At 62.2% G+C, this 21,490-nt stretch carries 21 protein-coding genes and 1 tRNA gene; 13 read left to right on the top strand and 9 right to left on the bottom strand.

Annotated features, from left to right (window positions below; all coding sequences use genetic code 11):
• The first annotated feature begins 23 nt into the window (after positions 1 to 23).
• The 4 genes from trhO to HOC_RS02360 all read left to right on the top strand — a co-directional run bounded on the left by trhO (position 24) and on the right by HOC_RS02360 (position 2,711).
• Positions 24 to 965, top strand: a complete 942-nt coding sequence (trhO, locus tag HOC_RS02375; protein ID WP_035535589.1) for an oxygen-dependent tRNA uridine(34) hydroxylase TrhO — start codon at positions 24 to 26, stop codon at positions 963 to 965.
• On the top strand, positions 962 to 1,609 hold the full coding sequence (locus HOC_RS02370) for a glutathione S-transferase (protein ID WP_035535587.1): 648 nt from the start codon (positions 962 to 964) through the stop codon (positions 1,607 to 1,609). The genes trhO and HOC_RS02370 overlap by 4 nt, the downstream gene beginning before the upstream one ends.
• A 48-nt stretch (positions 1,610 to 1,657) precedes the next feature.
• Positions 1,658 to 1,734, top strand: a tRNA-Pro gene (locus HOC_RS02365).
• A gap of 20 nt (positions 1,735 to 1,754) precedes the next feature.
• Positions 1,755 to 2,711, top strand: a complete 957-nt coding sequence (locus tag HOC_RS02360; protein ID WP_035535584.1) for a zinc-dependent alcohol dehydrogenase family protein — start codon at positions 1,755 to 1,757, stop codon at positions 2,709 to 2,711.
• On the opposite strand, the gene alaS is transcribed toward HOC_RS02360, so the two are convergent.
• A complete protein-coding gene (gene alaS, locus HOC_RS02355; RefSeq protein ID WP_035535583.1) occupies positions 2,708 to 5,347 on the bottom strand; it encodes an alanine--tRNA ligase in 2,640 nt (879 codons plus the stop codon). The two genes, HOC_RS02360 and alaS, sit on opposite strands and share 4 nt — an antisense overlap.
• Positions 5,348 to 5,545: 198 nt before the next feature.
• A complete protein-coding gene (gene recA, locus HOC_RS02350; RefSeq protein WP_035535579.1) occupies positions 5,546 to 6,643 on the bottom strand; it encodes a recombinase RecA in 1,098 nt (365 codons plus the stop codon).
• A 156-nt stretch (positions 6,644 to 6,799) separates the two neighbouring features.
• Between recA and HOC_RS02345 the strand changes: the two genes are divergently transcribed.
• From HOC_RS02345 to HOC_RS02335, 3 genes are read left to right on the top strand one after another with little or no spacing between them, the layout of a single operon-like run.
• The gene (locus HOC_RS02345) at positions 6,800 to 7,012 is read left to right on the top strand and encodes a DUF2093 domain-containing protein (protein ID WP_034735721.1); all 213 of its coding nucleotides are present in this window, start codon (positions 6,800 to 6,802) and stop codon (positions 7,010 to 7,012) included.
• Positions 7,009 to 7,911 carry a M23 family metallopeptidase gene (locus HOC_RS02340; RefSeq protein WP_051624447.1) on the top strand — a complete coding sequence of 301 codons (903 nt, stop codon included), beginning with the start codon at positions 7,009 to 7,011 and terminating at the stop codon, positions 7,909 to 7,911. Before HOC_RS02345 ends, HOC_RS02340 begins: the two co-directional genes overlap by 4 nt.
• A complete protein-coding gene (locus tag HOC_RS02335; protein ID WP_035535577.1) occupies positions 7,908 to 8,426 on the top strand; it encodes a DUF1697 domain-containing protein in 519 nt (172 codons plus the stop codon). Before HOC_RS02340 ends, HOC_RS02335 begins: the two co-directional genes overlap by 4 nt.
• Here the strand turns inward: HOC_RS02335 and HOC_RS02330 are convergent.
• Genes HOC_RS02330 through HOC_RS02320 form a run of 3 tightly spaced genes read right to left on the bottom strand, consistent with a single transcriptional unit; the run spans position 8,416 to position 11,340 of the window.
• Positions 8,416 to 9,582 (bottom strand): winged helix-turn-helix domain-containing protein, encoded by a 1,167-nt coding sequence (locus HOC_RS02330; protein WP_035535574.1) that lies wholly within the window; start codon positions 9,580 to 9,582, stop codon positions 8,416 to 8,418. The genes HOC_RS02335 and HOC_RS02330 overlap by 11 nt on opposite strands.
• Before the next feature lie 9 nt (positions 9,583 to 9,591).
• On the bottom strand, positions 9,592 to 10,563 hold the full coding sequence (locus tag HOC_RS02325) for a quinone oxidoreductase family protein (RefSeq protein WP_035535572.1): 972 nt from the start codon (positions 10,561 to 10,563) through the stop codon (positions 9,592 to 9,594).
• Positions 10,564 to 11,340 carry a TerC family protein gene (locus HOC_RS02320; RefSeq protein WP_035535570.1) on the bottom strand — a complete coding sequence of 259 codons (777 nt, stop codon included), beginning with the start codon at positions 11,338 to 11,340 and terminating at the stop codon, positions 10,564 to 10,566.
• 102 nt (positions 11,341 to 11,442) lie between these two features.
• Between HOC_RS02320 and HOC_RS02315 the strand changes: the two genes are divergently transcribed.
• Positions 11,443 to 12,042 carry a ribonuclease HII gene (locus HOC_RS02315; protein ID WP_199285870.1) on the top strand — a complete coding sequence of 200 codons (600 nt, stop codon included), beginning with the start codon at positions 11,443 to 11,445 and terminating at the stop codon, positions 12,040 to 12,042.
• On the opposite strand, the gene HOC_RS02310 is transcribed toward HOC_RS02315, so the two are convergent.
• Entirely contained in the window at positions 12,032 to 12,817 is a 786-nt protein-coding gene (locus tag HOC_RS02310) for a transglutaminase-like domain-containing protein (protein WP_035535566.1), read from the bottom strand. The genes HOC_RS02315 and HOC_RS02310 overlap by 11 nt on opposite strands.
• Positions 12,818 to 13,005: 188 nt before the next feature.
• Between HOC_RS02310 and HOC_RS02305 the strand changes: the two genes are divergently transcribed.
• Positions 13,006 to 13,428, top strand: coding sequence for a GIY-YIG nuclease family protein (locus tag HOC_RS02305; protein WP_051624446.1), 423 nt, complete (start codon positions 13,006 to 13,008; stop codon positions 13,426 to 13,428).
• Positions 13,429 to 13,503: 75 nt separating this feature from the next.
• On the opposite strand, the gene HOC_RS02300 is transcribed toward HOC_RS02305, so the two are convergent.
• A complete protein-coding gene (locus tag HOC_RS02300; protein ID WP_156950344.1) occupies positions 13,504 to 13,893 on the bottom strand; it encodes a hypothetical protein in 390 nt (129 codons plus the stop codon).
• 96 nt (positions 13,894 to 13,989) lie between these two features.
• Between HOC_RS02300 and ttcA the strand changes: the two genes are divergently transcribed.
• Both ttcA and HOC_RS02290 read left to right on the top strand, forming a co-directional pair.
• A complete protein-coding gene (gene ttcA / locus HOC_RS02295; protein WP_035535560.1) occupies positions 13,990 to 14,877 on the top strand; it encodes a tRNA 2-thiocytidine(32) synthetase TtcA in 888 nt (295 codons plus the stop codon).
• 196 nt (positions 14,878 to 15,073) lie between these two features.
• A complete protein-coding gene (locus tag HOC_RS02290) occupies positions 15,074 to 17,290 on the top strand; it encodes a carbohydrate binding family 9 domain-containing protein (protein ID WP_206741521.1) in 2,217 nt (738 codons plus the stop codon).
• 18 nt (positions 17,291 to 17,308) lie between these two features.
• Here HOC_RS02290 and HOC_RS02285 read toward each other — a convergent pair whose 3' ends face one another.
• Both HOC_RS02285 and HOC_RS02280 read right to left on the bottom strand, forming a co-directional pair.
• Positions 17,309 to 18,031 (bottom strand): hypothetical protein, encoded by a 723-nt coding sequence (locus HOC_RS02285; protein ID WP_156950343.1) that lies wholly within the window; start codon positions 18,029 to 18,031, stop codon positions 17,309 to 17,311.
• A gap of 165 nt (positions 18,032 to 18,196) precedes the next feature.
• A complete protein-coding gene (locus HOC_RS02280; protein ID WP_035535554.1) occupies positions 18,197 to 19,498 on the bottom strand; it encodes an acyl-CoA dehydrogenase family protein in 1,302 nt (433 codons plus the stop codon).
• A gap of 148 nt (positions 19,499 to 19,646) precedes the next feature.
• Here HOC_RS02280 and HOC_RS02275 point away from each other — a divergent pair, with 148 nt between their 5' ends.
• Both HOC_RS02275 and HOC_RS02270 read left to right on the top strand, forming a co-directional pair.
• Positions 19,647 to 20,393 (top strand): sulfite exporter TauE/SafE family protein, encoded by a 747-nt coding sequence (locus tag HOC_RS02275; protein WP_035535551.1) that lies wholly within the window; start codon positions 19,647 to 19,649, stop codon positions 20,391 to 20,393.
• Between the two features lie 154 nt (positions 20,394 to 20,547).
• On the top strand, positions 20,548 to 21,450 hold the full coding sequence (locus tag HOC_RS02270; protein WP_035535550.1) for a LysR family transcriptional regulator: 903 nt from the start codon (positions 20,548 to 20,550) through the stop codon (positions 21,448 to 21,450).
• Positions 21,451 to 21,490 lie beyond the last annotated feature (40 nt).

Below are 21,490 nucleotides of genomic sequence, written 5' to 3'. Positions count from 1 at the left end.
GCGATCTGCCATAAGCGGCAGCCATGACCTTCAAAGTTGCCGCCTTCTACAAATTCTTCGCCCTGCCGGACTTCGAGTCCCGCCGCGCACCTCTGGCCGAAACGCTGGAGGCGTCAGGCGTCAAAGGCACGGTCCTCCTCGCCACCGAAGGCGTCAACGGCACCATCGCCGGCACAGCCAAGGCCATCGATACGGCCCTTGCCGCCATGCGCGCCCTGCCCGGTTGCGAGACGCTGCAGGCCAAGTTTGCCGAGGCCGACGAGATGCCCTTCCTGCGCCTCAAGGTCCGCCTGAAGCGCGAAATCGTCTCCATGGGCGTGCCGGGCACAGACCCGAACGCCATCGTCGGCACCTATGTCGCGCCCGAGGCCTGGAACGCGCTGATCTCAGACCCGGACACCGTCCTCATCGACACGCGCAACGATTATGAAGTCGCCATCGGCACATTCGAAGGCGCCGTGGACCCGAACACCAAGACCTTCCGCGAATTCCCGGACTGGTTCCGCGAATTCCGCGCCAAGCTCGAATCCGAAGGACGCAAGCCCAAGGTCGCCATGTTCTGCACCGGCGGCATACGCTGCGAAAAGGCGACCAGCTTCGTCAAGGCCGAGGGCATCGACCACGTCTTCCATCTCGAAGGCGGCATCCTCAAATATCTCGAAACCGTGCCCGAGCAGGACAGCAAATGGCAGGGCGAATGTTTCGTGTTCGACGAGCGCGTCTCCGTCCGGCACGATCTCACGCCCGGCTCCTATGACATGTGCCATGCCTGCAAACGTCCGATCACCGAGGCCGACAAACAGCACGCGGCCTTTGAGGCCGGCGTCTCCTGCCCACACTGCATCAGCGAGATGAGCGACGACCAGCGCGCCCGCTTTGCCGAACGCCAGAAGCAGATCGACCTCGCCAAGGCCCGTGGCGAAAAACACATGGGTCCGGAGGCACGCCGGAGCGAGGACGCATGAGCCTGCCCGTCCTCTATTCCTTCCGCCGCTGCCCCTATGCCATGCGCGCCCGCCTCGCCCTCGCGATCAGCGGCGCCCAAATCCGCATCCGCGAAGTTGTGCTGCGCGACAAGCCCGCCGCCATGCTCGCCGCCAGCCCCAAAGGCACCGTCCCGGTCCTCGTCCTGCCGGATGGCACCGTCATCGACGAAAGCCTCGACGTGATGAAATGGGCCCTCGCCCGGAACGATCCCGAAAACTGGCTGGATGCAAACAGTGCCGAAACGGATGCTCTCATCGTCCAGAGCGACGGCCCTTTCAAGCACGCGCTCGACCGCTACAAATATCCAAACCGCTATGACGGCGTGGACCCGGAAGACCAACGCGCTGACGGCCTCTCCATCCTCACCGAATGGAACGCCTGCATTGCCGCCTCAGGCGGCCAGCTCCTCGGCCCGCAGCGCAGTCTCGCCGACATGGCCCTCTTCCCCTTCGTGCGCCAGTTCGCCGCCACAGACCGCGAATGGTTCACCGCCCAATCCCTTCCCGCATTACAGGACTGGCTTGCGGGCCACCTTGCCAGCCCGCTCTTCAAGTCCATCATGACCAAGCACGCCCAGTGGCAACCGGGCGCCGAAGAACCGCTGCTCACAGTGGCCGGCTGACCCCCTTGAAAAATCCTGCGGCGGGCGTAAATACGCCGCTCTTCGGTTCGGAGTGTGGCTCAGCCTGGTAGAGCACTGCCTTCGGGAGGCAGGGGTCGGAGGTTCAAATCCTCTCACTCCGACCATTCAAATCCAGGGTCGCGCGATGGAAAATACCGCCCTCATCTATCGCCGTTTTGGCCCACCATCTGAGGCACTGAAACTTGAGCGCGTGCCGCTCTCGCCGCGCCCGCCCCATCTGCTGCGCGTGAAGATGCAGATGGCCCCGGTCAATCCATCCGACCTGATACCCATCACCGGCGCCTATGCCCACCGCGTCAGCCCGCCCTTGGTCGCGGGTTATGAAGGCGTCGGCGAAGTCATCGCGGCGCCAGCGAGCCACGCGCATCTGATCGGCAAGCGCGTCCTCCCCCTTCGCGGACCTGGCACATGGCAAGCCTATGTCGACTGCGATCCTGACCTCGCCATACCCGTACCGCCCTCCATCGACAGCACCATCGCCGCCCGTGGTTATATCAATCCGCTTGCTGCCCAGCTGATGCTGGACGCATGGCCCGTGAAAGGCACCCATGTCCTGCTCACGGCGGCTGGCTCAACCTGCGCCAGCCTGCTCGCGCAATGGGCCCTCGCAGCAGGCGCCAGCCGGGTGACCGGCATTTATCGCGCGCCCGAGCACAAATCTGCGCTCACCCGCAGGGGCGTCGAAGCCATACAGCTCTGTGACGCAGATCAGCTTACGGCTGCTGCCGCCTCAGCTGACGTCACGTTTGATGCGCTTGGCGGCGAGCCCGGTTCGCTGATCCTGAAGGCCATGCCCGCAGACACCGACTTTGTCAGCTACGGCCTGCTCACCGGCCGGCCCGTCCTGCCCGGCAACCCAAGGCCACGCGCCCATCACCGGCGTTTCCATATGCGCGACAGCCTCGCCGCGATGACGCCGCAGCAATGGCACACCTGCTTCGACACGCTGTGGCCACGCCTGAACAGTACGGCGCTTCCAGCAATACGAGAAGTCAGATTAGCTGACTGGCAGGACGCCCTGGCTGGCTATGACCAACCGCGGCGGCCCAAACCTATCTTGATATTAGGCGACGCGGCCTAGCCTGCCAGCGCTGCTTTGACAGCTGCGATGGCCTCGTCCGCCTTGCTGGCATCCGGGCCGCCGGCCTGCGCCATGTCCGGACGGCCACCGCCGCCCTGACCACCGAGAGCCGCCGCTGCGACCTTCACCAGATCAACTGCCGAGAACTTCGACGTCAGATCTGCCGTCACGCCAATCGCAACACCGGCCTTGCCATCGGCGACGCCGACAAAGGCCACGACGCCCGAGCCGATCTTGGCCTTGGCCTCATCGACCAGCGCGCGCAGGTCCTTGCCGCCCACGCCTTCAGCGACACGCGCGATAAGGTTGACGCCATTGATCACTTCCGGTCCGGCTGGCGCACTGCCACCGCCGCCCATGGCCAGCTTGCGCTTGGCCTCGGCCAGGTCCTTCTCCAGCGAACGGCGCTCGTCCGTCAGCGCGCTGACCTTGCGCGGCACATCCTTCAGCGGCACTTTCAGGCTCTCGGCGAGATCCTCTGCAATGCGTGCACGGCCTTTCAGATAGGCCAGCGCCTCGGCCCCCGTCGCAGCCTCGATACGGCGCACGCCAGCGGAGACGCCGCCCTCGGACGTTATCACGAATACGGCAATATCGCCTGTGCGCTCGACATGAATGCCGCCGCAAAGCTCAACCGAATAGGCCTTGCCTTCGCCCCGGCCCATGGAGAGGACGCGGACCTCGTCGCCATATTTCTCGCCGAACAGGGCAAGCGCTCCAGCCTCAATGGCCTTCTCCGGCGTGGTGACCTTGATCTCGGCGGCCGTGTTCTGGCGGATCACGGCATTCACCTGATCTTCGATTGCCTCGATCTGCGCGGCCGTCACCGGCGCGCCATGCGAGAAATCGAACCGCAGGCGATCGGCTTCGACGAGCGAGCCCTTCTGCGTCACATGCTCGCCGAGCACATTGCGCAGCGCCGCATGCAGGAGGTGCGTGGCCGAGTGATTGGCCATCACGGCCTTGCGGCGCACAGCGTCGACATGCAGCTTCGCATTCGCGCCAAGTTTGGCGGAGCCGCTGACAAGTTCACCGACATGCACGTGCACATCGCCGGCGCGCTTCTGCACGTCGCGCACGATGAAGCGCGCGCCGCCATCGAATGTGATTTCGCCATGGTCGCCAGCCTGGCCGCCGCTTTCGGCATAGAAAGGCGTTGCGTCGAACACGAGTTCAACCGCGCCGGGCTCCAGCATATCGACGAGTGCACCGCCTGCCGCGATGGCCACAAGCTTGCCCTGGTCTTCGGTCGCCGCATAACCGCCGAATTTCGTGGCGCCGGATTTGTCGCGCACGGCAAACCAGATGTCATCCGTCGCCGTATCGCCAGAGGTAAAGCCCGCGCTCCGCGAGCCCTCGCGCTGGACGTCCATGGCCGCGTCGAACGCATCGGTATCTACCGACATGCCGCGCGAACGCAGGATGTCCTGCGTCAGGTCGAGCGGGAAGCCGAACGTATCATAAAGACGGAAGGCGGTCTCGCCGGGAAGCGCGTCACCCGCGCCGAGGCCGGTCGTTGCCTCATCCAGCAACGAGAGGCCGCGGCCCAACGTACGCTGGAAACGGCCCTCTTCCTGCTCAAGCGCGGATTCAATCGCGGCCTTGGCGCGGCCGAGTTCGGGATAGGCCTTGCCCATCTCGCCGATCAGGGCGGGCGTCAGGCGATGCATCATCGGCTCACGCGCCCCAAGCAGGTGCCCGTGGCGCATCGCGCGGCGCATGATGCGGCGCAGCACATAGCCGCGGCCTTCATTGGAGGGCAGCACGCCATCCGCGATCAGGAAGGCGGACGTACGCAAATGGTCTGCGATGACGCGGAACGAGGCGAGATGGTCGCCTTCGGCCTTGGCGCCGTAGAGGTCTTCCTCGGCCTTGATCAGGTTGGCGAAGAGGTCGATCTCGTAATTGTTGTGAACGCCCTGCAGGACCGCCGCGATACGCTCCAGCCCCATGCCCGTATCGATCGATGGCTTGGGTAGCGACGTGCGCGAGCCGTCGGCCGACTGTTCGAACTGCATGAAGACCAGGTTCCAGATCTCGATAAAGCGGTCACCATCCTCGTCCGGGCTGCCGGGAGGGCCACCTGGAATCTTGTCTCCGTGATCGTAGAAGATTTCCGAACAAGGTCCGCATGGGCCGGTATCGCCCATGGACCAGAAATTGTCCGACGTGGCGATACGGATGATCCGGTCGTCCGGCAGGCCAGCAATCTTCTTCCAGAGAGCCGCTGCCTCGTCATCCTCGGCATAGACGGTTACGAGCAGGCGTTTGGGATCAAGACCGAACTCTTTGGTGACCAGGTCCCAGCCATACTGGATCGCCTGTTCCTTGAAATAGTCGCCAAAGGAGAAGTTGCCGAGCATTTCGAAGAAGGTGTGGTGGCGCGCGGTATAGCCGACATTGTCGAGGTCATTATGCTTACCACCGGCCCGGACACATTTCTGCGAGGTCGTCGCCCGGGGCGCGAACGGCGTCTCGGCGCCGGTAAAAATGTTCTTGAATGGCACCATGCCGGCATTGACGAACAGCAGAGTCGGATCGTTCTGAGGCACGAGCGGCGCCGAGGCACGGCGCGTATGGCCCTGCTTCTCAAAGAAGGAGAGGAAGGATTCGCGGATATCGTTCACGCCAGTCATGGGCAGGGTCCTAGCCGTATGTATTCATGTGCGGCGAGGGTTGTCCCACACCGGCTCCAACCGGCGATATAAAGGTCCCTTTGCGGCGCGCCAAGCCGGGTGCGCCACAAAGGGACAAGTTCAGGTACAAGACCTGGCTGCAAACAGGAGATGAAAAGCCCGAATTCGGCCGTTCAGATGCCAATTGGCGGGCAAGTATCAGCCTTCGGCGGCATCCGGCTCGATATCATCATCCTTGTCGGCTTCCATGCCGGCCGTAAGGAGCTCATCGGCGAGAAGGCCTGCATTGCGGCGAATCGAATCCTCGATCTCGTCAGCAATGGCCGGGTTTTCCTTCAGGAAGGTCCGCGTCTTCTCGCGGCCCTGACCCATCCGTTCACCTTTGTAGGAATACCAGGACCCGGCCTTCTCGACGACTTCGGCCTTGACGCCGAGATCGATCAGCTCACCAGTCTTGGAGATGCCTTCGCCATAGATGATGTCGAATTCGACCTGCCGGAAAGGCGGAGCCACCTTGTTCTTGACGACCTTGACGCGGGTCTGGTTACCGATGACCTCGTCCCGTTCCTTGATCTGGCCAATACGGCGGATGTCGAGGCGGACGGAGGCATAGAATTTCAGGGCGTTACCACCGGATGTGGTCTCCGGGCTGCCGAACATGACGCCGATCTTCATGCGGATCTGGTTGATGAAGATGACGGTACATTTCGATTTGGAGATCGAACCGGTCAGCTTGCGCAGCGCCTGGCTCATCAGGCGAGCCTGCAGGCCGGGAAGGGAATCGCCCATCTCGCCTTCAAGTTCGGCACGCGGTGTCAGCGCAGCGACGGAGTCGATGACGAGGAGTTCAACGGCGCCGGAGCGGACCAGCGTGTCGGCAATTTCCAGCGCCTGTTCGCCTGTATCCGGTTGCGAGATCAGCAGGTCGTCGAGATCGACGCCCAGCTTGCCAGCATAGACCGGGTCCAGCGCGTGCTCAGCATCGATAAAGGCACAGACGCCACCATTCTTCTGGGCTTCAGCCACACAATGCAGGGCCAGCGTCGTTTTGCCCGAGCTTTCCGGACCATAGACCTCGATGATCCGCCCGCGCGGTATGCCGCCAATGCCGAGCGCAATGTCGAGCCCCAGCGAACCGGTCGACACCGCTTCAATATCCATCACTTTCCGATCGCCCAGTCGCATGACCGAGCCCTTGCCGAAAGAGCGCTCAATATTGCTTAGAGCCGTTTCAAGAGCCTTTTGCTTATCCACACCGGATTCCTTGTCCACAAGTTGTAGCGCTGGTTTGGCCATGAGTCGTCTCCTTAGGTCCACTATGGGGGTCAGTTTGGCAAGGCCCCCTATTGCCTTCCATATTTTGGATGTACCATATTTGTTCTCTGGAACAAAGCGGAAACTTTCTGTTCTCCGCACCTTTTCTTTTCCGCCCGGATCAGGCATGATTACAGAATGCTGACACGTTCCAACCGCCAAGCGGGCGAAGCACGGCTTCGCTATCTCGATGCCGATATCCAGGTGCTCGCGCCCGGCGATTTTGTTGTGTGTGCCGTCACCGGTCGCAAGATTCCACTGCAGGCGCTGCGCTATTGGAGCGTTGACCGGCAGGAGCCCTATTGGGATGCCGCCGCCGCTGGCACGCGCATGATCCCCGCCAAGGGATGATGCTGCGGGAAATCCTGCTAACCCTTGTCATCTGCACGGGCGCGTGTGCGCAGGTGCCCGGTGAAGACCCCGTTGCCACATCCCAGCCCGCTACACCTGTCTGCGATGGCGCCCTGACGCAGGGCGGGCTCGTCATCTGCCATGGCGCCCCGGGCGAAACATTCGCGGTTGCGGGAGTCAAACAGGTGGCCGATGCCGCTGGCTCTGCCCAGTTTGGCATCAGCTCCAAGGCACCAGCGGTCATCGGCTGGACAGCCTCTGACGGCTCCTATGGTGATCTTGCCATTGCCGAACGTCATGACGAGTTCCGCACCATCAAGGGCTTTGACTGCGACAAGGTTGATGCCCGCTCGCCCGAGCAGAAGGCGCATGCCGCCCGCTCCTGGCAGATCAAGCAGGACGCATTCGCCACATTCCATCCCGGCGCCGGAGCGCTTCATGGCTTTATCAAGCCGACCGAGGCGCCTGCCTCCTCGCCTTTTGGGCCGACGCGGAAATATATTGGCGTCTCAAACGTGACCGGCAAGCCGTGCGAATCGACCTCTGTCCATCAGGGCTATGACATGGCGGCGCCGATCGGCACGCCGGTTGTCGCGCCAGCGGACGGCACGATCATCCTCGCCGATCCGGACCTCTATTATGAAGGCGGCGCCATCTTCCTCGACCATGGCCACGGGCTGACATCGGTTTTCATGCACCTCTCGGAAGTGGATGTGAAACCGGGCGATGTGGTGAAGCGAGGCGACCTGATCGCAAAGACGGGTAATTCCGGGCGCACGACCGGCCCGCACCTGCACTGGGCCGTCAAATGGCGCAATACCGAGAGCGATACGCGCGGCGGTGATTTCTATATCGACCCGGCGCTGTTGCTGGATTTGCCGGTGAGTGATCCGCAGTGACAGCCTTTGTGGCGCTCCTGCGGGCCGTGAATGTCGGCGGCACGGGCAAGCTGGCAATGACGGAACTGGCCGCCATGTGCGCGGATGCGGGGTTCACGAGCGTTAAAACCTATATTGCCAGCGGCAATGTCGTGTTCCGGTCAGACCTGTCGGAAGCGAAAGTCCGGGCGGCTTTGGACCAGCGGCTGGAAGCCTATGCCGGCAAGCCTGTCGGCGTCTTCGTGCGCACGGCCAAGGAAATGGCGGCGGTGCGCGACAATAATCCTTTCGCCAATGAGCCAGGCAATCGGGTCGTCGCGATCTTCCTTGAAGCCGCGCCCCATGCCGATGCCCTGGAGGGCCTGAAGCACCAGACCGCTGAAGTCCTGAAGCCAGGCACACGGGAACTCTATGTCTTCTATCCGGATGGCCAAGGCCAATCGAAACTCCAGATCCCGTCAGCCAGATCCGGTACAGCGCGGAACATGAACACGGTGGCGAAGCTTGCCGAGATGGCCGCAGCGCTCAGTCCGTAAGCCAGATCACGTCCGTTGCCCCTACAAAGCGCGCCATGCGGGCCAGCTCTGCGTCCAGCTTCGCCTGCCGCGCACCGGTCCATTTCACGCCGGGCTCTACCCAGAGATTGTGGACGCTGAGTTCGCCCTTGTCCCGGTCTGACTTCACCTCAATCCGCCCGACGAAACGATCACCCTCCAGCAGCGGATAAACGTAATAGCCCCACTGGCGCTTGGCCGCAGGCACGAAAATCTCGATGCGGTATTCAAAGCCGAACAGGCGCGTCAGGCGATTGCGATCACGGACGACGGGGTCGAACGGGTTGAGGATGCGCAGGCGTGAGGTGGGCGCTTGGGCGTGCTGCAGACGGGTCTCGATATCTGTCGGGGCGAGCGCGGCCGTCCACTGGCCGTCCGCGCATTCCACCTCGACCGGCACCAGCTCTTCAGGATTCGCAAGGGTCCAGGCCTTCACCTCCGCCAAGTCCGCCGCCGCCCAGAAGCGCTGGATGTCGCCCACCGTGCCGAAGGCTAACCGGGCGAGCGCCTCACGGCAGAGCCAGTCCAACTGGGCGTCATCGGCATGCACTACATCTCTCAGGTCCTGCGGGATCACGCGGTGCGTCAGGTCATAATGTTTGGTGAAGTTCTCGCGGTGCGAGGTCGAGAGGTCGCCGACATACCACATATAATCGAGCGCCAGCTTGTGAGGTGGACGGCGCCACATCTCGCGGGGGCCTTCAATCTTCGTGTCGAAGGCCTTGGTGCTGAGCGGGCCTTCCGCTGCGATGCGCGCTTTGATGTCTTCGCGCCCAGCCGCGTCCAGCATGGTGCGATACCATTGAGAGCGTTCGAAGCGCGCTTCCATGCGGCGGAACTGGCGGCGCCACATGGGATAGAAGTCCATCGGGATGAGCGAGGCATCATGCGTGAAATGCTCGAATACATGCCGATCGCGCGCGAGGCATTTTTCCAGCAGGGGCTCGCGATAGTTCTGGTTGCGACTCCAGAGGATATGGTCGTGAGCGCGGGCGACGACGCGGATCGTGTCGAGCTGGACGAAGCCGAGGCGGCGAATAATGCCCGGCAAGTCCAGCGGGCCGGTCGGCGCGGCGGACAGGCCCTGGGCTTCCAGCCACAGCCGCCGCGCATCCCGGTTGGAAATCCTCAGCGCCACGAACTCAGCCTAGGGAATGAGAACCGTCGCGCCCGTCGTCTTGCCGCTTTCGAGCGCGCGATGGGCGTCAGCGACATCCGCGAGCGGGAATCTCTGACCGATTTCGGCCTTGATTGTTCCTGACTGAAGCGCAGCAAAGAGCAGCTTCGCCCCACGTGCCAAAGCGTCCGGCGTATCGATGAAGTGAAACAGACCGGGCCGCGTCATAACCAGCGAACCGCCCGCTGAGAGGCGCGCTGGCGCGATAGGATCAACCGGCCCTGACGCGTTGCCATACGACACGAACCAGCCGCGCTTCTTGAGGCTCGATAGCGAGGCGTCTGCGCTTATCTTGCCGACACTGTCGAGCGCCATGTCGACGCCCTTGCCGTCGGTTAGAGCCTTCACCTGCTCAGCGACATTGTCATAACCGACGATCACATCGCTGGCGCCAGAGGCGCGGGCAAGCTCGGCCTTCTTCTCGGACGAGGTGACAGCGATAACGCGTGCGCCGAGGCTGGCCGCCCATGGCACGAGCAGGCTGCCGACGCCGCCGACCGGTGCCCAGACGAGCAGCGTATCGCCCTTCTGGACCGGGCGAATTTCGAACAGCAACATCCAGGCGGTCAGGCCTTTCAGCATGACCGCAGCGGCGTCCTCGTCGGTGATGCCATCGGGCAGTTTGAAGAGGCTGCCAGCTGGCGCAGTCAAGTGCGTGGCATAGGCGCCCGAGGCCACATAGCCAACCCGATCTCCGACCTTCACATTGGTGACGCCTTCGCCCACGGCCTCGACCAGACCAGCGCCTTCGCCGCCCGGCGTGAAGGGAAACTTCGCGGGATAGAGGCCGGTGCGATAATAGGTGTCGATGAAGTTGAGGCCGACGGCTGTCTGGCGCACCAAAGCCTGACCGGGGCCTGGCTGTTTAGGCTCGAACGCTTCCTTCTTCAGGACGTCCGGTCCGCCGGTTTCATGGATCCGGATGGCATAGGGCTCTGACATTCAACGATCTCCGTTTTCCGGTGCGGTCTTGCGCACGCGTATATTGAGCAGCTCAACCGCCAGCGAGAAGGCGATGGCAAAATAGAGGTAGCCCCGCGGTATGTGGAAGCCGAGGCCATCGGCCACAAGGGCCACGCCCACCAGAAGGATGAAGGATAAAGCGAGCATCTTGGTTGTTGGATGCACTGCGATGAATTTCGCAAGAGGGTCAGCCGCTATGGCCATGACGAGGGTCGACAGGACGACCGCGCTGATCATCACGATGAGATCATCCGTCATGCCGACGGCAGTAATCACGCTGTCGAGCGAGAAGACGAAGTTGATAACGAAAAGCTGGATGATAACCGCAGTAAAGCCGCTTTTGGCGTCTGTCTCTTCATGCCCCGTGCCCTCGACGGCCGAGTGGATTTCCTGCGTGCCCTTCCATAGCAGGAAGAGACCGCCAGCCAGCAGGATCAGGTCCTTTATCGTCACGTCCTCGACATGATGCATCAGGGCCTCGTCACCGCCGGATACCATGACCGCGATGGCATGCGGCAGATGGAACAAGGCATTCTTGTCGAGCCCGATGATAACGAAGATGAGCCCCAGCATGGCAATGCGCAGGAACATGGCCCCCCATATGCCGACGCGGGTGGCTTGCGCCTTCTGCTTTCCCTGAAGCTTGCCGGTGGCGATGGAGATGAAGAGCAGATTGTCGATACCAAGCACGACCTCAAGGAAGGTCAGCGTGGCGAGACTGCCCCAGAAGGCGGGAGAGGCGAGTAATTCAGTCATGTGCGGAGGAATCCTCGTGGCGGGCGGGGGAAAGACTGCAATGAATAGGAGCGTGGGGTTTATAGCAAGGCCGACTCGCGCTGGACTCTTGCGATGCGCACAATGACCCTTCTGACCTGCGGTGTCGACGAAGCTGGCCGTGGCCCGTGGGCCGGCCCGGTGACGGCTGGCGCCGTGGTGCTGGACCCGGCACGCCCGATTGAAGGCCTGACGGATTCAAAGGCATTGAAGGAATCTCAGCGCGATGCGCTGGCACCGCTGATCCGCGAACGCGCGGCGGCCTTTTGCGTGGCGCATGCCAGTGTTGAAGAGATCGACCGCCTGAATATTCGCGAGGCGACCTTCCTTGCAATGTCGCGCGCCATAGAAGGCATTGCCAGGCAGTGCCCGCTGGGGATGATCCTGATCGACGGCAACGCCTTGCCAAAGGACCTGCCCTGCGAGGCGCGCGCGATCATCAAGGGCGATCTCACCGAACCGGCAATTTCGGCCGCGTCGATCCTCGCCAAGACAGAGCGTGATGCACTGATGAAAGATATGGACGCGGTGCATCCCGGTTATGGCTTCGCCCGGCACAAGGGCTATGGCACCGCTGCCCATGCCGAGGCGCTGCAACGGCTTGGACCGTGTGTGCATCACCGCACAAGCTTCCGGCCCATACGTGAGCTGATCGCCAGCCGGGCCGCGCAAGTCACGCGGTAAGCAGCTCGACCGAGACAGCCTGATTGATCAGGTCGCAACTCCCCGATGTGGTGAGGAATGCGATATCGGCGGCGTCGCGGCCCGTTGCCACGCGCACCAGATTCTCGACGGGCACAAGCCGCGTCGCATCAACCAGCCACCAGACGCTGTCCAGATAGACTTCGAAAACGGCGTGGAAGTCCGGCGGGTTGAGCTGCCAGGCATAGGCGCTGACGGCGCGGGCTGGTACATTCAGGGCACGGCAGATGCTGATACCAAGATGTGTGAAGTCGCGGCAGATGCCGGCGCGATCAACGAACGTGTTCTCGGCTGTGGTGCCGCCATGGCTGGAGCCCGGCACATAGTCGACATGATTGTAGATCCAGTCGAGCACCGCAAGGACCTGTGTACCACCCGGGGCGAGGTCGCCGAACTCACGATGCGCAAAGGACATGAACTTGTCGGACGGGCAGTAACGGCTCGGCAGCAGGTATTCGAGCACAGGCGGCGGCAGTTCGAGCCAGGGCTCAAGCCTTGCATTCGGCGAAAGGAGCCGGGGCTTGGCATTGTCCACGGTCGCTTCGTAGACGATGCTTGTCTCGCCCTCGAAGGCCGCGCGGAAACGGCGCTCGCCATGATGGTCGGCCATGTCCTGCAGGATCGGACCATCCGGAGAGATGGTGAGGCTTTCAGACAGGATGGCCTGGTCAGGCGTTCGGGCGACATGGATCGCGACGATGGCCTGAGTATCCTGCGGGAAAGCGTAGACGAGTTCAGACCTGACGCGGAGTTTCAATGGGGTATCCTGAGCTGAGGGGTTCACGAGCGCTACGCGCAGCCTGTGGGGCGGTTCCTGTCATGCTCGGCTGCGCGGCGCTAGTGATCGTTGCCAGATCGCGCCCTTTCCCTACCGGCGGCAAACCGTTAATCCTGCATTAACCACGCATGTTTCAGGTTGCCGCTTTGGGGACGGAGACGAATCGCATGCTGTTTTTGTTTGGCTGGCACACGTGGCTGGGCGAATCGGGACGCCCGTATCGCTTCAAGATTACACTGACGCCAAAGGGCCTGCCCGAAGGTGGCGGCATCTATGTCTTTGTCCAGCGCCGTTTCGTTTTCTTCCTGTTCCCGCTCTATATCGGCAAGGCGACGAACTTCCGCTCGCGCCTGATCGGGCATGAGCGCTGGTGGGAGGCCTGGTGGAAACGCGGGGCCACCGAGCGCCACGTGCTGGTGATAAAGAAGAGCGCCGACCGCGCCCGCGTGGAAGAAGACCTGATCCGGCGCTACCAACCGCGCATGAACGACATTCTCGTCCCCCGCAACGCCAATGACGGGCCGAACAATGTGCGCCTGCGCCGCTGGTGGAAATTCAAGCGGATGTTCCGGATTCCGTTTTTGGGCTGATCGTAGCTGATGCACCTGCGACGCCTGTGAGGGCGCTTGGAGGGTGTATTTCCTGTTTTGAGAGTTGATTCCGGGTCAGGTGTCCGGGATTGGTCCCACACATCCGAATTCCCGGCGAACGCCGGGATTTCTTGCAGTTTGTTCGGAAGCCATCGCCTGAGGCCCCGGCGTTCGCCGCGGACACGGATGTGGGGTGGGCATTTCCACCATCAAAGCCGTGTTGAAACTGTGGGACAGCTGGATCGGAACCCAAGGATGCTTCGGGGTCGCACACATGTCATCGGACAGGCGGATGAGGTCGACGCGGCCATGTTTGGTGACAGCCCAGTGCATCTCGGATTCAGGGCCGCAATTGGCGTAGAACCATGCCTGCAGGCGGCGGATCTGGACGTAGATCAGCGGCCAGACAGGCAACAGGTACCAAGGCAGGCCCCGCATGGGGCGGAAGAGGCTATAATCCGGCATCGGCGACATTATACGCCGGGCTGGTTTGGGGTTGGATAAGTGGGGCCGCACTGCGCGATTGATTCCGGCCCCTCTCCCGTGGCAAAGCTGGCCGTCATGGCTGATACGATCCCTCCCCTTGCCCCGCCTTTGTTTGCCGATGCGCCCAGCTCGGTGAATTTCAAGAAGCTGCGCAAGCGGCTGGTGCGCGGCGCCCTGAAAGCCGTGGACGATTTCGGCATGGTCGACCGGCGGGCGGTGGATGCAGGCGAGAAGCCGCGCCCGAAATGGCTGGTCTGCCTGTCAGGTGGCAAGGATTCCTATGGCCTGCTGGCCGTTCTGATGGATTTGCAATGGCAGGGCGCCCTGCCGGTGGACCTCGTCGCCTGCAACCTTGACCAGGGCCAACCGGGCTTTCCAAAGCACGTGCTACCGGACTGGCTGGACACGACGGGCGTTAAATACCGGATCGAGACCGAAGACACCTATTCCATCGTGACCGAGAAGGTGGAGGCGGGGCGGACCTATTGTTCCATGTGCTCGCGTCTGCGCCGGGGCATTCTCTACCGCATCGCGCGAGAGGAAGGCTGTGAGGCCATAGTGCTGGGCCATCACCGCGACGACGCGCTGGAGACGTTCATGATGAACTTCATCCATGGCGGTCGCATGGCAGCGATGCCGCCGAAACTGCTGAATGACGAGGGCGACTGTTTCGTGCTGCGCCCGTTGATCACCGCGGCAGAGGACGACCTTGCGAAATTTGCCGATGCCATGAGCTTCCCGATCATTCCGTGCAACCTGTGCGGCAGCCAGGACGGGCTGCAGCGCGGGGCGATGAAACAGATGCTGGACGAATGGGAACGCAAGAAGCCCGGCGTGCGGCAGGTGATGGCGCATGCGCTTGCCACCGTTCGCCCGAGCCACCTGCATGACCCGCGCGTGTTCGACTTTGCCGGGCTCGAAATCGGCGGCACAGGCGAGACCGACCCGAACGTGCCGTTCTAGGCGCCGGCGGCTTCGGTGCGCCGCCCTGATTTGCGCAAAATTTTTGCAACAGAATCCCCCGGCGCTCAAACAAGGCGCTAGGAAGGCTTTATAACGCCCCAAGCTCTCTCGCGCCTCGCGCCCGGCTGCAAGCTCTGTGACAAGCAGCCAAGAAAAACGCGCCGGACACCCATCCGGCGGTGGGGGAGGATCACCTTTGTTGCGTATAGCCCTTGCGGCCGGACTGGCCCTGTCCGGCGCGGCAGCCGGATTTGCCGATGAACAGGCCCCCCGCGATTTCCAGACCTATAAGCCGACCGTCAAGCCGACGCGGATCGAGAAGTCCGAGGCACCGCGTATCGATGGAAAGCTGGACGATGCTGTCTGGACCAAGGCGGCCGAGATTTCCGAGTTCTACGAGGTTGAGCCGACCGTTGGCCCGCCAAGTGTGGAGACGCGCGTCTACATGGCCTATGACGAGGACGCGCTCTATGTGGCCATTCACGCCTATGATGATGAACCGGAAAAGATTTTCGCGACCATTCTCGAGCGCGACGGGGATGTCTGGCGCGACGACATGGTGCGCTTCTATATCGACCCGTTCGACACGGGGCTGAGCGGCTTCGGATTTGATGTGAACGCGCTTGGCGTGCGGGCCGAACGCCTGATTCAGGCCAATCGGCGCCCGGTTGATGAGTGGGACACGATCTGGGATGCGGCTGGAGAGGTCACCGATGATGGCTGGACGGCGGAATTCGTCATTCCCTTCCGCTCGTTGAGCTTTGAACCCGGCGGCGACGGATGGGGCCTGATGATCACCCGCGAACGATCGCATGCCAGCGAGGAGATCCGCTGGGCCGCTATTGACCCATCCGTGAACAAGTTCGGCTTTTCGCGCGCAGGCCGGCTGGTCGGCATACATGACATCAATCAGGGCCACGGCGTGGAAGTGCAGCTGCAGGCGGGCCTGAGCGCCTCGCGCGACTGGGACCGACCGCGCGACGATGACCTGTCGATCGAGCCGAGCGCGAATATTTCCTACAAGATCACGCCGTCGCTGACCGGCCTGTTGACGCTGAACACGGACTTTTCAGACACACCGCTCGATGACCGGCAGATCAATACGAGCCGCTTCTCACTCTTCTTCCCGGAAACGCGCGACTTCTTCCTGCAGGATGCGGCCTTTTTCGAATTTGCCGGGCAGACCTTCGGCTCCTCATCCAACAGCATCTCGGCCAATTCGAATACACCGAACGGGCAGCCCTTCTTTTCCCGGCGCATCGGTATCGTCAACGGCCAGCGCGTGACCGTGAAGGGCGGGGCCAAACTGAGCGGCGAAATTGGCGGCGTGCAGGTGGGCATGCTGACGGCCCAGACCGGCGAGGCGGCGGGCATCGATTCCCAGAACCTGTCAGTGGCCCGCGCGGCGATGGACATTTTCGGCGGCTCCCGTATCGGCGTCATCGCGACCAATGGCGACCCGACCGGCAGATCGGACAATTCACTGGCGGGGATCGACTATCTCTACCAGACGCCATCCTTCCTCGGCGGCGGGCGGCTGCAGGCCGACATGTTCTACCAGCGCTCTTTCTCGTCTCTGGTGGAAGATGATGATTCCTATGGCGTGCGGGTGGACTATCCGAATGATGCGCTCTCGTGGGTCGTCGAGGCGCGCGAGATCGGACAGGACTTCACGCCGGCGCTCGGCTTCGTGAACCGGCCCGGCACGCGGGATTATTCGGCCAGCTGGAACAGGCGGCTGCGCCAGTCCGGCGGCTGGATGCGCTGGTGGCAGTTCGGCACGCGGCACGAATTCATCACCGATCTTGATGGCAATGAGGAGACGCGGACCAATGAGGTCGCCCTTGGCCTGCAGACGAAGTGGACGGACGACATCTCGTTCTTCCTGACGAATAATGAGGAGACGATCACCGCGCCGTTCAACCTGCCGGGCGGACTGGTCGTGCCGGTCGGGCAATACAATAATGACGGCGTGCGGGCGAAGCTGCAGTCATCGCTGGCGCGGCCCTATGGCACGGTGGCCGAGATACGCCATCGCAACTTCTATGGCGGCACGTCGACGAAATATGCGCTTGCGCTGAACATGCGGCCCAATGCGCGCGTGGACGTGCGGGCCTCCTATTCGCGTGAGGATATCTCCGTGCCGGCCGGTGAGGTGAGCGTGCAGATCGGGTCGATGGATACGGTGTTCAATTTCTCGCCGACGCTCTCCATGTCGACGCAGACGCAGTATGACAATATCTCCAACAGCCTGTCCTTCTTCGGCAGGCTGCAATGGGAAGTGCGTCCGGAAACGGAAGTCTTCCTCGCCCTCGGCCACGGCGCCATCATTGATGGCGATGACTTCCGCGAGAATTTCCGCTCGGTGCAGACAAGCGCAATCCTGCGGTTCGGCAATACGTTCCGGTTCTGAGCTTACGCTTCGAGGTGTTCAGGCAGGTCCACCCACGGGGCGGGATTCGACGCTCATCATGTAGGGAATGAAAATTTCGAGTTCGAGCGGACCAGAGGGCTGGGTTACGACCCGCGATTCAAGTCCTGAGACGGTCACGATAGCTGGCGCAAAGGTCTGCTGGAGAGCAGAGGCTTCCTTGCGAATGTCGGAGATCAGGTCAGCCCGGTGCTTGTCGGTCCCGCGTGCACCGAGAAATTGCTCCTCGCCGAGATACGCTTCGGAGCGACCTTCAATCTTTATGCCCTCCAGAAAGGCCGCTGCGCGGCGCATCAGCACGTCGAACGTCTCGTCAGGCTTCGTATCAATGCTGAGCGTGAGGGTAAAATGGCCCTGGCTGGAATAGTCGGCATAGATATCGTCAAACAGGACAGTGTTGATCGGCGCATTCGTTAGGCCAAGCTCCCCACCGAACAATTCATAGCCAGATGTCGAAGACACTGCCTTCTTGAGGCGGGAGAACATGGTTTCAAGTTCTGTCTTTCGTGCGCCGGGATCGCGGCTGGCAGACTGGCAGTTCACTTCGACAAGGACGAAGTCGGCCCTGACATGCCGGAAGACGGCAGGCGCCGTCTGCATATCCCCGTTATCAATACCGCTCGCCGTAACGGTGACCGTGTCGAGTTTCGCGGACTCCTGCGCCTGAGCACCCAAGAAGCTCGCCCCGACCAGAATACATGATGATAGTACCAGACCGCGCATTTCCTCACCCCCATTTTCAACCGAGGTTTGATCAGAACCGACCTGGCGTCAAGTCTCGCGGCGGGCAGGCAAGTCCCTTGGTCGAAACACAAAGGAAGGCGCTCAAAAAGAAAAAGGCGCGCAGGTTGCCCCGCGCGCCTCTTCTGATTTGTGATCCGTGAGGACCTATTTGCGCCAGACGGCGGCCAGGGCCGGATCTTCTTCCTCGCCGGTATACTTGGCGAGTTCGGCGCGGCCGACGACCATGTGGTGCACTTCGTCCGGACCGTCAGCGAGGCGCAGCGTGCGCTGGCTCGTGTACATCTGGGCGAGCGGTGTCCATTGCGAGACGCCAGCGGCGCCGTGCATCTGGATGGCCTGGTCGATGATCTGGCAGACGCGTTCCGGCACCATGGCCTTGACCATGGAGATCCAGACGCGGGCTTCGCGGTTGCCCAACACGTCCATGGCTTTCGCCGCTTTCAGGACCATCATGCGCATGGCTTCGATCTCGATACGGGCACGCGAGATGATCTCGGTATTGCCGCCGAGCTTGACCAGCGGCTTGCCGAAGGCGGTGCGGGTCATGCCGCGAACGCACATCAGGTCAAGCGCGCGTTCGGCCTGGCCGATGGAGCGCATGCAGTGGTGGATGCGGCCCGGGCCGAGGCGGAGTTGCGAAATCTCGAAACCACGACCTTCGCCGAGCAGCATGTTGTCCTTCGGAACGCGGACGTTCTCGAAGCGCAGGTGCATGTGGCCATGCGGCGCATCAGGATCACCGAACACGTGCATCGGGCCGACAATCGTCACGCCGGGATGGGGCAGCGGGACCAGGATCTGGCTCTGCTGCTTGTTGGGCTCGGCGTTCGGGCTGGTTTTGACCATGGTGATCATGATCTTGCAGCGCGGGTCGCCGGCACCGGAGATGTAGAACTTCTCGCCGTTCAGAACCCATTCGTCGCCTTCGAGCACGGCGGTCATGGAGACGTTCTTGGCATCAGACGATGGCAGGCCCGGCTCGGTCATCGCGAAGGCGGAGCGGATCTTGCCTTCAAGCAGCGGCTTCAGCCACATTTCCTTCTGGGCGGGCGTGCCGACGCGCTCAAGCACTTCCATGTTGCCGGTGTCTGGCGCCGAGCAGTTCATGGATTCAGAGGCCATCGGGTTCTTGCCGAGTTCGGCAGCGATATAGGCATAGTCGAGGTTCGACAGGCCTTCGCCGGTTTCCGCGTCAGGCAGGAAGAAGTTCCAGAGGCCTTGCTTCTTGGCTTCGTCCTTGGCTTTTTCGAGGCATTCCAGCTGGCCCGGCGCGTAAGACCATATGTCGGTCTTGCCTTCGCCGAGGCGATGGAATTCTTCGCTCATCGGGTTGACGGTTTCCTTGATGAACTTGCGGACGTGGTCGTAAAGCGGACGCGCCGCTTCGGACATCCGAAGGTCGTTCATGTCCGCACTGGCGTCCATTGTATGTTGGGTGTCTGGCATAATGTGTCTCTCTTCCTCTCTTCTAGTCTTTGATCTGTCTTACCATCCGGGGGCGTCTGCCGTCGACCGGATAAGCGATTGATGTCCTGGGTTTCATATTCGCGCAGGCTTCTCGCCTTGTGCTGCAAACCCGGATAGACCGCAGGCCATGAGCTTGATGACTGCCCTGATCATTCTCGTGACTGTGCTCGTCACGACATTCATCTCGGGCATATTCGGCATGGCTGGCGGCATCATATTCATGGGTGTGCTGGCCGCGCTGTTGCCCGTGGCGACGGCCATGATCGTGCATGGCACGATCCAGATATTCTCGAACGGCTATCGCGCCTTCCTGTGGCGGGCGCATATCAACTGGACGATCTTTGGCCGCTATGCGCTGGGCTCGCTTGTCGCCGTCGGCCTCTTGTTCGCGCTGTCCTGGCGCCCGGATCATCAGACGGTCTATCTGATGCTGGGCCTGACGACGACGCTGGTCTGGCTGCCCAAGTCCATTGTCGATCTCGATATCCAGAAGCGCTTCCAGGCTGAAGGCGCGGGCTTTGTCGTGCAGGCGCTCAACACGGTTGCGGGCGTTGCCGGGCCGCTGCTGGACCTGTTCTTCGTACGCACCGACATGACGCGCCACCAGATCGTGGCCACCAAAGCGGTGACGCAGGTTCTGGCGCATTTCGTAAAGGTCGTGTTCTGGAGCGTTCCGGTCATCATGGCCGCTGGCGCAGGCGCCCTGCCCCCGGCCTGGCTGATTATTGCGGCCATTCCGCTGTCCATGCTGGGCACGACGCTGGGCGGCAAGGTGCTGGAGCGGATGACCGACGTGAACTTCAAGAAGGGCATGAAATATCTCGTCACCGCGATTGGCGCCGTGATGCTTATGAAGGCCGCAGGCTGGCTCTGAGGCTGCGCGCCTTGAGGCGTCAGTCAGCGTCATCGCGGCGTGCATTGGGTAAACTCCACTCATCTGAGTGTGTGTCTGCCGCATTGTAGACTATTCGGCAACTTTATCTTATGAAGCCCAATCATCACCAATAGTGATATTAGGGTCAGCCGCCATGAACCTGCGCACCATCGACCTCAACCTGTTGCCCGTGCTGGAGGCCGTCTATACCGAGCGTAGCCTGACGCGTGCGAGCGAGACGCTGCGGATCACCCAGCCCGCGGTGAGCAATGCGCTGGCCCGGCTGCGGGTGCATTTCGAAGATCCGTTATTCGTGCGCGAAGGGCGCGGCGTGAAACCGACGGCCATGGCCGAAGCGCTGATGCCAGCCGTACGTGACGCGCTCGACAGACTGCGCGCGGGGCTTGAATCCCGCTCGGTGTTCGAGCCCGCCCATTCGACGCGCGTGTTCAATATCTCGGCCCGCGATGCGGGCGCCTTCCTGATGGCCCCGGCGCTGGCCAAGCGGATGGAGACCGAGGCACCGGGCGTGCGCATCTCGTGGAGCCAGGTGAACCGGACAGCCATCTCGACCGAGCTGGCCTCCGGTCGTCTGGACCTCGCCATCGAGATTGACGGCCTGCGCGGGGCAGACCTTGAGCGCCAGCACCTGCTGGCGACGCCCTATGCCTGCGCCATCGCCAATGACCACCCGCTCGCCGATCAGCCGATGACGCAGGCGCGCTTCCTGGAGCTGCGCCATATCGCGGTGTCCAGCCGCCGCGAAGGGCGCTCCTATGTCGAGGAAATCGTGCGGGCCGCCGGACACAGGATCACGCCCGTACTGCGCCTGCCCCATTATATGCCGGCCATCGAGATTGTGCGGCAGACGCATCTGGCAGTTACCGCGCCGCTGCCGCTGGTCGAGCATGCGGGTGTCAGGGTCTTTGCCCTTCCCTTCGACTATCGCCCGCTCGACAGCGTGCTCTACTGGCGCCGTGAGAATGCGGAAGACCCGGCGCTGACCTGGCTGAAGGGCCTGCTGACCGAGATCGCCGGAGCAGCTGAACTGACTTGAACGCACGCTCGCCGTGAGCTAGGGAGCCTCTGTCAATTGG

Origin of the sequence: Hyphomonas oceanitis SCH89 (genome assembly GCF_000685295.1) — a bacterium.
In the GTDB taxonomy this organism is placed as follows: Bacteria; Pseudomonadota; Alphaproteobacteria; order Caulobacterales; family Hyphomonadaceae; genus Hyphomonas; species Hyphomonas oceanitis.
The sequence above is the reverse complement of the archived record's forward strand: the minus strand, read 5'-3'. Positions and strand labels throughout refer to the sequence as shown.

Bases quoted from the DNA above. Each gene is read 5' to 3' on its own strand.
- HOC_RS02315 (WP_199285870.1), top strand. From the start codon at position 11,443: ATGACCCTTCTGACCTGCGGTGTCGACGAAGCTGGCCGTGGCCCGTGG.
- alaS (WP_035535583.1), bottom strand. From the start codon at position 5,347: ATGACTGGCGTGAACGATATCCGCGAATCCTTCCTCTCCTTCTTTGAG.
- HOC_RS02345 (WP_034735721.1), top strand. From the start codon at position 6,800: ATGCTGACACGTTCCAACCGCCAAGCGGGCGAAGCACGGCTTCGCTAT.
- HOC_RS02340 (WP_051624447.1), top strand. From the start codon at position 7,009: ATGATGCTGCGGGAAATCCTGCTAACCCTTGTCATCTGCACGGGCGCG.
- HOC_RS02280 (WP_035535554.1), bottom strand. From the start codon at position 19,498: ATGCCAGACACCCAACATACAATGGACGCCAGTGCGGACATGAACGAC.
- HOC_RS02300 (WP_156950344.1), bottom strand. From the start codon at position 13,893: ATGCCGGATTATAGCCTCTTCCGCCCCATGCGGGGCCTGCCTTGGTAC.
- HOC_RS02370 (WP_035535587.1), top strand. From the start codon at position 962: ATGAGCCTGCCCGTCCTCTATTCCTTCCGCCGCTGCCCCTATGCCATG.
- trhO (WP_035535589.1), top strand. From the start codon at position 24: ATGACCTTCAAAGTTGCCGCCTTCTACAAATTCTTCGCCCTGCCGGAC.
- HOC_RS02275 (WP_035535551.1), top strand. From the start codon at position 19,647: ATGAGCTTGATGACTGCCCTGATCATTCTCGTGACTGTGCTCGTCACG.
- HOC_RS02305 (WP_051624446.1), top strand. From the start codon at position 13,006: ATGCTGTTTTTGTTTGGCTGGCACACGTGGCTGGGCGAATCGGGACGC.
- HOC_RS02270 (WP_035535550.1), top strand. From the start codon at position 20,548: ATGAACCTGCGCACCATCGACCTCAACCTGTTGCCCGTGCTGGAGGCC.
- HOC_RS02325 (WP_035535572.1), bottom strand. From the start codon at position 10,563: ATGTCAGAGCCCTATGCCATCCGGATCCATGAAACCGGCGGACCGGAC.
- HOC_RS02360 (WP_035535584.1), top strand. From the start codon at position 1,755: ATGGAAAATACCGCCCTCATCTATCGCCGTTTTGGCCCACCATCTGAG.
- ttcA (WP_035535560.1), top strand. From the start codon at position 13,990: ATGGCTGATACGATCCCTCCCCTTGCCCCGCCTTTGTTTGCCGATGCG.
- recA (WP_035535579.1), bottom strand. From the start codon at position 6,643: ATGGCCAAACCAGCGCTACAACTTGTGGACAAGGAATCCGGTGTGGAT.
- HOC_RS02285 (WP_156950343.1), bottom strand. From the start codon at position 18,031: ATGCGCGGTCTGGTACTATCATCATGTATTCTGGTCGGGGCGAGCTTC.
- HOC_RS02320 (WP_035535570.1), bottom strand. From the start codon at position 11,340: ATGACTGAATTACTCGCCTCTCCCGCCTTCTGGGGCAGTCTCGCCACG.